The organism is Microbacterium sp. (assembly GCF_029263575.1).
Classification (GTDB): Bacteria; Actinomycetota; Actinomycetes; order Actinomycetales; family Microbacteriaceae; genus Microbacterium.
Window position 1 is genome coordinate 1 of record NZ_JAJUFV010000119.1, and the last position, 9,067, is coordinate 9,067.

The 9,067-nt window shown below is 66.5% G+C and carries 8 protein-coding genes; 1 reads left to right on the plus strand and 7 read right to left on the minus strand.

Translation table 11 applies throughout. The annotated features are described in order from the left end of the window. Positions 1-410: 410 nt before the first annotated feature. From Q1J95_RS11675 to tyrS, 3 genes are all read right to left on the minus strand, one after another. Positions 411-1,220 carry a DUF4184 family protein gene (locus Q1J95_RS11675; protein WP_300267748.1) on the minus strand — a complete coding sequence of 270 codons (810 nt, stop codon included), beginning with the start codon at positions 1,218-1,220 and terminating at the stop codon, positions 411-413. Continuing rightward, positions 1,220-2,737, minus strand: a complete 1,518-nt coding sequence (locus Q1J95_RS11680; RefSeq protein WP_300267749.1) for an MFS transporter — start codon at positions 2,735-2,737, stop codon at positions 1,220-1,222. Before Q1J95_RS11680 ends, Q1J95_RS11675 begins: the two co-directional genes overlap by 1 nt. A gap of 61 nt (positions 2,738-2,798) precedes the next feature. Continuing rightward, complete coding sequence (gene tyrS, locus Q1J95_RS11685) at positions 2,799-4,100, minus strand: tyrosine--tRNA ligase (RefSeq protein WP_300267750.1); 1,302 nt, start codon at positions 4,098-4,100, stop codon at positions 2,799-2,801. Between the two features lie 61 nt (positions 4,101-4,161). Here tyrS and Q1J95_RS11690 point away from each other — a divergent pair, with 61 nt between their 5' ends. Beyond that, positions 4,162-4,749, plus strand: coding sequence for a hypothetical protein (locus Q1J95_RS11690; RefSeq protein WP_300267752.1), 588 nt, complete (start codon positions 4,162-4,164; stop codon positions 4,747-4,749). Between the two features lie 15 nt (positions 4,750-4,764). Here Q1J95_RS11690 and Q1J95_RS11695 read toward each other — a convergent pair whose 3' ends face one another. The 4 genes from Q1J95_RS11695 to argF form a co-directional block, all read right to left on the minus strand. Beyond that, positions 4,765-5,409 (minus strand): SatD family protein, encoded by a 645-nt coding sequence (locus tag Q1J95_RS11695; protein WP_300267754.1) that lies wholly within the window; start codon positions 5,407-5,409, stop codon positions 4,765-4,767. Between the two features lie 66 nt (positions 5,410-5,475). Continuing rightward, positions 5,476-6,906 carry an argininosuccinate lyase gene (gene argH, locus Q1J95_RS11700; protein ID WP_300267756.1) on the minus strand — a complete coding sequence of 477 codons (1,431 nt, stop codon included), beginning with the start codon at positions 6,904-6,906 and terminating at the stop codon, positions 5,476-5,478. Between the two features lie 16 nt (positions 6,907-6,922). Further along, on the minus strand, positions 6,923-8,011 hold the full coding sequence (locus tag Q1J95_RS11705) for a heparan-alpha-glucosaminide N-acetyltransferase domain-containing protein (RefSeq protein WP_300267757.1): 1,089 nt from the start codon (positions 8,009-8,011) through the stop codon (positions 6,923-6,925). 27 nt (positions 8,012-8,038) lie between these two features. Beyond that, positions 8,039-8,962: an ornithine carbamoyltransferase gene (argF, locus tag Q1J95_RS11710; protein ID WP_300267759.1), complete on the minus strand. Its 924-nt coding sequence runs from the start codon at positions 8,960-8,962 to the stop codon at positions 8,039-8,041. Positions 8,963-9,067 lie beyond the last annotated feature (105 nt).

Sequence of the window (9,067 nt, forward strand, 5' to 3'; positions counted from 1 at the left end):
AAGGGCTGGTCTTTGATCCAAAGGAATCTCACCCTGACGAAGCAGAGACGAGGTTATTTGGCATTTGACAAGTGCACGCTGTTGAGTTCTCAAGGATCGGACGCTCCCACGACCCAACCACCACAGTCAGGCCCGAAGGGCAACTTCTCAATCTTACCCCGTGGCTTGCGCTTGTCAAATCGTGATCCGAGCGAACTCGAACGCAATCTACGCAGCCACAGAGCTACCCGACACAGCATCTCACCGAGGTGATCTTCTGTGTTGGGAGTTGTTCTACCGCTTGAGGGGAGCTGGGCCTTGGCCCCTGCTCAACCCTGTGGGGCGAACAGGTAATAACTTACGTGGCATGTGTGGATCCGAGCAAATCCAGACTGCGCCGGGCGTGTCGCGGCTCGTACGCGATCCCCGCATCAGCGAGGTGTCGCCGCACCTACGGGATGGCGACCGCCGACGATGGCAGTCACCACGCACAATCCGAGCGTGAGCATCGCCCAGATCCCGCATGCCGGCGGCAGCATCCGATACGCCAGATGACGGTAGGTGAACTCCGCCGTGAATGGCCCGTACACGACGGAGCCGATGATCCACGCCGCCACCAGGATGACCGGCAGCGACAGCCACCACACGATCCGCACCCAACCGGGCAGGACCCGATCGGCCGCGGCCCGCGGCTCGGCACGTCTCACCTTCCACAGCGCCCAGATCGCGATGATCACGATGCCGAGGATGCCCGAGCCGTACTGCAACCATTTGTAGCCCAGCAGCGGCCCCCACTGTTCCGCGAGTGCGGGCAGCAACTCGACCCCCGCTCTCGCTTCGTGCGTGAAGGAGTCCCACACGATATGCGAGGTGACACCGAGCGCCAACGAGACCACCAGTAGGGGCCCGTAAGCGCGCGGCCGGCCGATGCCGACGGCGCGGGCCGCGGCATCCGACGCTGGCGAATCCCACTCATGAGGAAGTCGCTGGGCCAGCCACCTCGGTGACAACTCGGATGCCGCCGGTCGCAGCACGACGCGCCACAGCAGGAAGAGCCCCAGTGCGAGCACCATGGTCCACAGCAGATTGGCCCACGTGTGGGTGAACGAGTAGGTGATGCCGAATCCGCGCAGGAAGAGCGGCAGATCCGGCGTCATCGCACCGATCGCGACCGCAGCGGGAACCAACGGTGTGCGCACGAACGGCAACGCGACGACCGCGTGGCTCGGGGTGAACGGCACTAGCTTCCCACCGGTTCAGGATCAGCCGGTCCGGTTGGCGTGATGATGTCGAGCGGCATCGTGCTCGTGTCGATGTACGGGTTGTCGTCCTGGTGCTCGACGATCTCTTCAGCCTCTGCGGTGGTCTCGACCGTCGGGAACGACCCGAGCAGGGGCCGCTTGGCTGTCTCTTTCATGCTCAGCAGAGCGACCCCGCCCATGGCTGCGAAGAACATGATGTAGAACGCGGGCATGTATGTGTTGCCGGTGAGCTCGATCAGTGCCTGGCTGAACAGCGGCGTCGTACCGCCGAACAGCGATACCGCGATGTTGTATGCGACGGCCATGGCGCCGAAACGCGATGCCGTGGGGAACAGCGCAGGCAGAGCGGATGCCGAGATCGCAACGTAGAACGCGACTGGGATGGCCACCATCGCCAGCGCGATGAGCACGGCCCACTCCTCCCCGATCTGCATGACCGTGAACGCCGGCACCATGAGCACGATCGTCGAACCGACGGCGATGCCGTAGACCGGGCGGCGCCCGATCTTGTCGGAGAGTTTGCCGATCAGCGGCAGGCACGCGCTCATAACGATGAGCACGGGCACCGTCGCCAGCGCGGCGCCAAGGTTCGAGACACCGACCTCGGTCTCCAGGTACGTGGGCATGTAGCTCGTCAGCGCATAACCAGCCGTATTGGTCGCCGACACCAGGGCGACACCGATGAGCACGACGCGCCAGTGATGGCGGAAGATGCCGATCAGGCCCTGCCGCGCCATCGGGTTGTTGTTGTCTTCGCCCACCGTGAGCCCGGCCTCTTGCTCCGCCTCGAACGCCGGGGTCTCGGGGATCTTCAACCGGAACCAGATCGCGACGATACCCAGCGGGATCGCGATGAGAAACGGGATGCGCCACCCGAACTCGGTCATCCCGTCAGGGCCGGCGTTCGCTTCGACGATCCAGGTCGTGAGCGCGACGACGGATGCACCGGCGGCGAAGCCGACGTAGGAGCCGACGTCGAGGAACGATGACCAGAATCCACGGCTTCGATCGGGCGAGAACTCCGACACATAGGTCGTGGCGCCGGCGTATTCGCCGCCGGTCGAGAAACCCTGCACCATCTTCAGCAGGTACAGCGGGATGATCGCCCACAGCCCGATCTGCGCCGATGTCGGCAGCAGACCGATGAGCGCGGTGGCACCGGCCATCATCGCCATCGTGAAGAACAGCACGCGCTGGCGGCCGATCTTGTCGCCCAGCGGCCCCAGGACGAACCCGCCCAGCGGGCGCACGAGGAACGAGATCGCGAACCCGAACAGTGTCAGCAGCAGGCCCAGCCCGCCTTCGAGTTCTCCCGTGAACACCGCCGTGAGCGTCACTGCCAGGTAGCCGTAGACGCCGAAGTCGAACCACTCCATGAAGTTTCCGACCACCGTGCCGGTGATCGCCGTGCGCAATCGAGATTTCTTGACGACGAGAACATCATCGACCTGCAGGCGTCGGCGACGTGGGCGGCGAATACGAGCTTCCTTGGCCATGAGAGTGGCACTCCTTCAGTCGGCGCTGGATGCTGACTGATGTTACTGCGCTCTCAGGACGTCACCCCAGGAACACACCGGAAAGAGTCTTCTTGCCGCGACGCAGCACAGACACACCTCCGGGCAGGCTCCCCGCCACGACGGCCGCGTCATCGTCCACACGCTCGCCGTCGATGCTCACACCGCCCTGCTTGATGGCGCGCCGTGCCTCCGACAGGCTCGACACGAGCCCCGTGGCGACAAGAGCGTCGACCACCGACGTACCCGCCGGAACGGTCGCGTTGGGCAGCTCATCGAGTGCCGAACGCAGCGTGGCTGCGTCGAGCGCGTGCAGGTCGCCCTGGCCGAACAGCGCATCGGATGCCGCGATGACGGCAGCCGTGGCATCCGCTCCGTGCACCGTCGCGACCACCTCGAGGGCAAGACGCTTCTGGGCTGCGCGGCGGAAGGGCTCGTTCTCGACGAGCGCAGCATATTCTTCGATCTCGGCACGGGTGAGGAACGTGAAGACCTTGAGGCGCTCGATGACGTCGGCATCGGCGGTGCTCAACCAGAACTGGTAGAACGCGTACGGGCTGGTCAGCTCCGCATCGATCCAGATCGCGTTTCCCTCGCTCTTGCCGAACTTCGTGCCGTCGCTGTTGGTGATCAGCGGTGTGCCGATCGCGTGCGCCGAGGTGCCCTCGACCCGGTGGATGAGGTCGGTGCCGCTGGTGAGGTTGCCCCACTGGTCGCTTCCGCCGGTCTGCAGCACGCAGTCGTACTGGCGGTGCAGCTCGAGGAAATCGAGCCCCTGCAGGATCTGGTAGCTGAACTCGGTGTAGCTGATGCCGGCTTCTGAGTTCAGCCGCGCGCTGACGGCATCCTTCTTCAGCATCGTGCCGACGCGGTAGTGCTTGCCGATCTCACGCAGGAAGTCGATCGCGCTCAGCGGCGCTGTCCAGTCGAGGTTGTTCACCATGCGAGCGGCGTTGTCGCCTTCGAAGCTCAAGTAGCGCTCGACCTGCGCGCGCAGCCGGTCGACCCACTCGGCGACGGTCTCACGGGTGTTGAGCGTGCGCTCTGCCGTGGGACGGGGGTCGCCGATGAGGCCGGTCGATCCGCCGACGAGACCGAGCGGCTTGTGACCGGCGAGCTGCAGGCGACGCAACAGCAGCAGCTGCACGAGGTGCCCGAGATGCAAGCTGGGTGCGGTCGGGTCGAAGCCGCAGTAATACGTGATCGGGTCTCCCGCGAGAAGGGCGCGCAGCGCCTCCTGATCGGTGGACACGTGGACGAGGCCGCGCCAGACGATCTCATCCCATACGTTCTCGAACGAGGGATCGATCGCCTGCGGGGCAGTCGTCAGAGCGGTATTCGACACGCGCTCCAGGTTATCAGCGCGGTGACCGGGCGATGTCGGATGATCGTGCAAGGCTGACGACATGTCATCGGCAGACCCACTCCTGTCCATGGTTCTGGGAATCAGCGTGACCGCCGCGCTGTGTGCGGTCCTGGTCATCTCGCTGTTCACCGTGCGCCGACCGGCGACGGCCCCCATGGTGGTCAGCACCGTCATCGTCGCCGCGGCGCTGGTCGTCGTCATCGCCGCGCCGCCCGTCGCGCTGAGTCCTGCCATCGGCGTTCCACTCACCGCGGTCGGGATCGCCGCCGCCACGATCGGCGGCAACCCGTTCACCCGCCGCGCGCTCGACATCGCGACGGGAAACCGGGTGCGCGAGACCCCTGACGGCGGCATTCTGATCATCGCAGCCCAGGAGTCCGACCCGGAGAACACGCGGACGCTGATGCGAGGCGGCACAGTGATCGGTTATCTCGAGCGGGTCGCCGCCGTGATCGCGATCACCGTCGGCTTTCCGGAAGCGGTCGCGGCGGTGATCGCAGTCAAGGGCGTCGGCCGGTTTCCCGAGCTCGCTGAGTCGGAGGCGCGAGAGCGGTTCATCGTCGGCACGGTGGCGAGCCTGCTCTGGGCCGGGGTCATCGGCGCCATCGTGCGATTGAACCTCGGCTGAACTCGGTTAGCGGCGTCAGGACGGGTCGAGCAGCCGGAACCCTTCGACGATGGCGGCTGCGCCAGAGGTCGACAGGCTCTGCGATACGGCGGACTGGGTGATGCCCTCAGTCGCAGCCAGCTCGCGCTGCGTGCGCGACAGACAGCGACCGTAGGTCAACCGCCGGACGCGCTCTGACATCGCCCCGACGATCTCGTCGCGGGTGAGCAGGTGCGCATTCGCCCAGTTCACGGTCTGCGCATGCTCGGCGGCGACGCTCTCGTGCGCGATGATCCAGCTGCGCGCCTGCGGTGCCGCTCGCCTCTGGAGCGTCTCGACGTGCTCGACGGCGCTGCGCGCCGCCCACCACCCCGGACCGTCAGAGATGCCCTGGGTCGATGTCGTCGAGCGGACCCGCCCGATATCGCCGATGCCGACACCATAGCGAAACTCGACGCCGTCGGGCAGCGCGAGCCGCAACAGCAGGATCGCGCTCAGCGCGGCCTCGAGCGTCGGGTAGACCGCCTGCTGCTCGTCGCCGACCGTGGGCCGGAGCCCGTGCGTCGCGACCGGGAAGTCGCGCTCGACCGCGGCGATCGTCTCGTCGAACGCTCGCTGAGCCGCATTCCGGTCGGCGAGTTGTCGAGATCCGATGATATCCGCTGTCACCGCGATGGTCATGCGATCAGGATATCACTGATATTTCTCAAAAATAAGGAGATTACTGATCTCCCGGAAATATCAGTCCTACAGCCCGAGGGCATGCGCCGCCGACTGCGTGCGTGCGATGAGTTCCGCACGCTGTTCAGCCACGCGCACCGGCGCCGTGCCGCCGGTTCCGGTGCGCGATGCCACCGATCCTTCGATGCTGAGCACCTCGCGCACCGCCGGGGTGAGGTGCGGTGAGACCTGCGCGAGCAGCTGGTCCGAGGCATCCTCCAACCCGATCCCCTCCATCTCGCAGGCCTTGACCAAGGCGCCAGAGATCTCGTGCGCGTCGCGGAACGGCACACGCTGCTTGACCAGCCATTCGGCGACGTCGGTAGCCAGCGAGAAGCCCTGCGGGGCGAGCTCAGCCATGCGTGCCGTATCGAACGTGAGCGTGGCGACCATGCCCGCGAACGCCGGAAGCACGACCTCGAGTGTGGTGACCGAGTCGAAGACCGGTTCTTTGTCTTCTTGCAGATCGCGGTTGTAGGCGATCGGCAGGCCCTTGAGCGTCGCCATGAGCCCGGTCAGGTTGCCGATCAGCCGACCGGACTTGCCACGCGCGAGCTCGGCGATGTCGGGGTTCTTCTTCTGCGGCATGATGCTCGATCCGGTCGAGTACCCGTCATGCAGCGTGACGAAACCGAACTCCCGGGTGTTCCAGAGAATGATCTCTTCGCTCAGACGCGACAGGTCGACACCGATCATCGCGGTGATGAACGCGAACTCGGCCACGACGTCACGTGCGGCCGTGCCGTCGAGCGAGTTCTCGGCGGGGCGATCCAGTCCCAGCTCGTGTGCGACGAGATCGGGGTCGAGGCCCAGCGTGGACCCGGCGAGCGCTCCCCCGCCGTAGGGGGAGACGCCGGCGCGCCCGCGCCAGTCGACGAGGCGCTCGAGCTCACGTACAAGCGGCCACGCGTGTGCCTGCAGGTGATGGGCCAGCAGCACGGGCTGCGCGTGCTGCAGGTGCGTGCGACCGGGCAGGATGGCATCGGAGTGGGATTCAGCCTGTGCCACCAGCGCATCGATCACACGGAGGATGTCACGCGCGATGACCTTCGCGTGATCGATCAGGTACATGCGCACGAGCGTGGCGATCTGGTCGTTGCGGCTTCGGCCAGCACGCAGACGTCCACCGAGCTCCGGCCCGAGTTCGACGATCAGCGCCTGCTCGAGCGCGCCGTGCACGTCTTCGTCGGTCGGGGCGGGGCGCAGGGTGCCGTCGGCGACCTTTTTCGCCAGGGCATCCAACCCCTCGTGCATCTGCCGCTCTTCTTCAGCGTCGAGATACCCGGCGGCGGCGAGCGCCTTCGCATGGGCGTGTGAGCCGGCGATGTCATAGGGAGCGAGGATCCAGTCGAACTGCGTCGAACGGCTCAGCTCTACCAGTTCGGGTGACGGACCGTCTGCGAATCGCGCGCCCCACAGCGCGCCCTCGTTGGTGCCGTCGTTCTTCGCCTCGCTCATCCGTCCAGCCTACCGATCAGCCGCGGGCACTCGGAACAATCCGTGCGGCCCGGTCGAGGGCCCACTCCAGCGGCCCGCGCCCGACCAGCAGCGCCCAGAGCGTGCAGCCGACGATGGTGCCGATCGTGAGCGGCCAGAAGGGCTCCAGCATTCGGAATCCGTACAGGTCGCCGGTGTCGCCGATGGTGACCAGCGCGACGCCGGCCCAGACGAGAAGCTGCACTGTGTAAGCGGTCAGCGGCATGGCCCCGGTGGCGCGCAACGGAAACATGATCGCCTTCACCGCCGGGAGTCGGCACAGCAGCAGGCACACCGCCAGCACAGCGATGACGAACCCGCCGGTTCCGATGGCCTCCAGGAGGCCAGACGAGTGCGGCTCCGCGTTCCAGACCAGATACCAGTACGCTCCCGGCTCGGGCGGTGGAACGGCAGCCAGCCCATAGCCGATGGCGGCGAGCGCGGCGCCGAGCACCAGCATCCGCGCCTGCACCGTCAGCCGTGTGATTCCGGCGCGAGCGATGCCGAGGCCGGCCAAGACGAACGCAATCCAGAGGGTGAACGGGTAATTCCATCCGACGAGCGCCGAGATCTCGTCGCCCAGCGGGCCGCTCCAGAGGTCGAGCTCATTCAGCCGCGGCTGCACGAAGGGCATGATGACCGCGATCGCGCCGGCTGCCGACAGCAGCGTTCGTGCCCTCAACGCGGTGAACGGCAGGGCGAGCAGGAACAGGATCGCGTAGGCGGGCAGGATGACGTACACCGGCACCCCGGTGAGGATGAGCAGGATGCCGAGCAGAAACAGCGCCCCCGCACGCACCGCCAGCCGGCCGCGTGCGACGCCCAACTGCTGCGGTGGGAGCGGTGTGCGCCCGCCCGTGACGAGTCCGATCGAGACCCCGGCGAGCGAGGCGAACAGAATCGACGAGCGTCCGTCGACGATCGAGAGCCACGTGCCGGGGTCTGCCCACCTCCACGCGTCGGCGGTCGCCAGTAGGTGCGCGGCGAACATCCCGACGATCGCGAGTCCGCGAGCGAGGTCGACCCCGGCGATGCGTGCGGGGCCGTTGAGGCGATCCCCGTTCGCGCGCAGGCGTTGCTCCGACACTTCGGCAGGCTCAGCGATCGGATGGCGTCAGCTCTGGCGGAGCAGCCAGACCAGCAGGGCCTTCTGCGCGTGCAGTCGGTTCTCGGCTTCGTCCCATACGACGCTCTGGTCGCCGTCGATCACTTCGGAATCGACCTCGTAGCCGCGGTCGGCTGGGAGGCAGTGGATGAAGATCGCCTCGGGGTCTGCCAGGCTCATCGTCTCGGGCGTCACCTTGTAGCCGCCGAGATCGCGGATGCGGGCGAGCTTTTCTTCCTCCTTGCCCATCGACACCCACGTGTCGGTGACGACGACGTCGGCGCCGGCTGCGGCCTCGATCGGATCGGTGAGGAGGGTGATCGACCCGCCCGTCTCCGCCGCGCGCCGGTCGGCTGCCTCGATCACGTCGGCGCGTGGCGCGTAAGCCTCGGGCGAGGCCATGCGCACGTGCATACCGGCGGTGACTCCCGCGAGCGCATAGGAGTGCGCCATGTTGCTCTGGGCATCACCGAAGAACGTCAGCGTCAGCCCCTTCAGCTCGCCCTTGTGCTCGCGGATCGTGAGCAGGTCGGCCAGGAGCTGGCAGGGGTGGAAGTCATCCGAGAGCGCGTTGATGACCGGAACCCGTGTGCCCTGCGCCATCTCCTCCAGGCCCGACTGCGCGTAGGTGCGCCAGACGATCGCCGCCACCTGACGCTCGAGCACGCGGGCGGTGTCGGACGGGGTCTCCTTGCCGCCGAGCTGGCTGTTGGCCGTCGAGATGATCAGCGGCGAACCGCCGAGGTCGGCGATGCCCACCGCAAACGAGACACGTGTGCGTGTCGACGACTTGTCGAAGATCACCGCGACGGTCTGCGGCCCAGCGAGAGACTTGTCAGCCCAGCGATCTTTCTTGAGCTCGAGCGCCAGATCGAGGATTTCGGTCTGTTCGGCGGGTGTCAGATCATCGTCGCGCAGCAGGTGGCGGGTCATGCGGGTACCTTTCCGGTGTCGGTTGCTGTCGCCACTGCCTGCACGTCGGCAAGAGCTGCGGTGAAAAGCGTCTGGAATTCTTCGATCTCGGCGTCGCCGATCGTG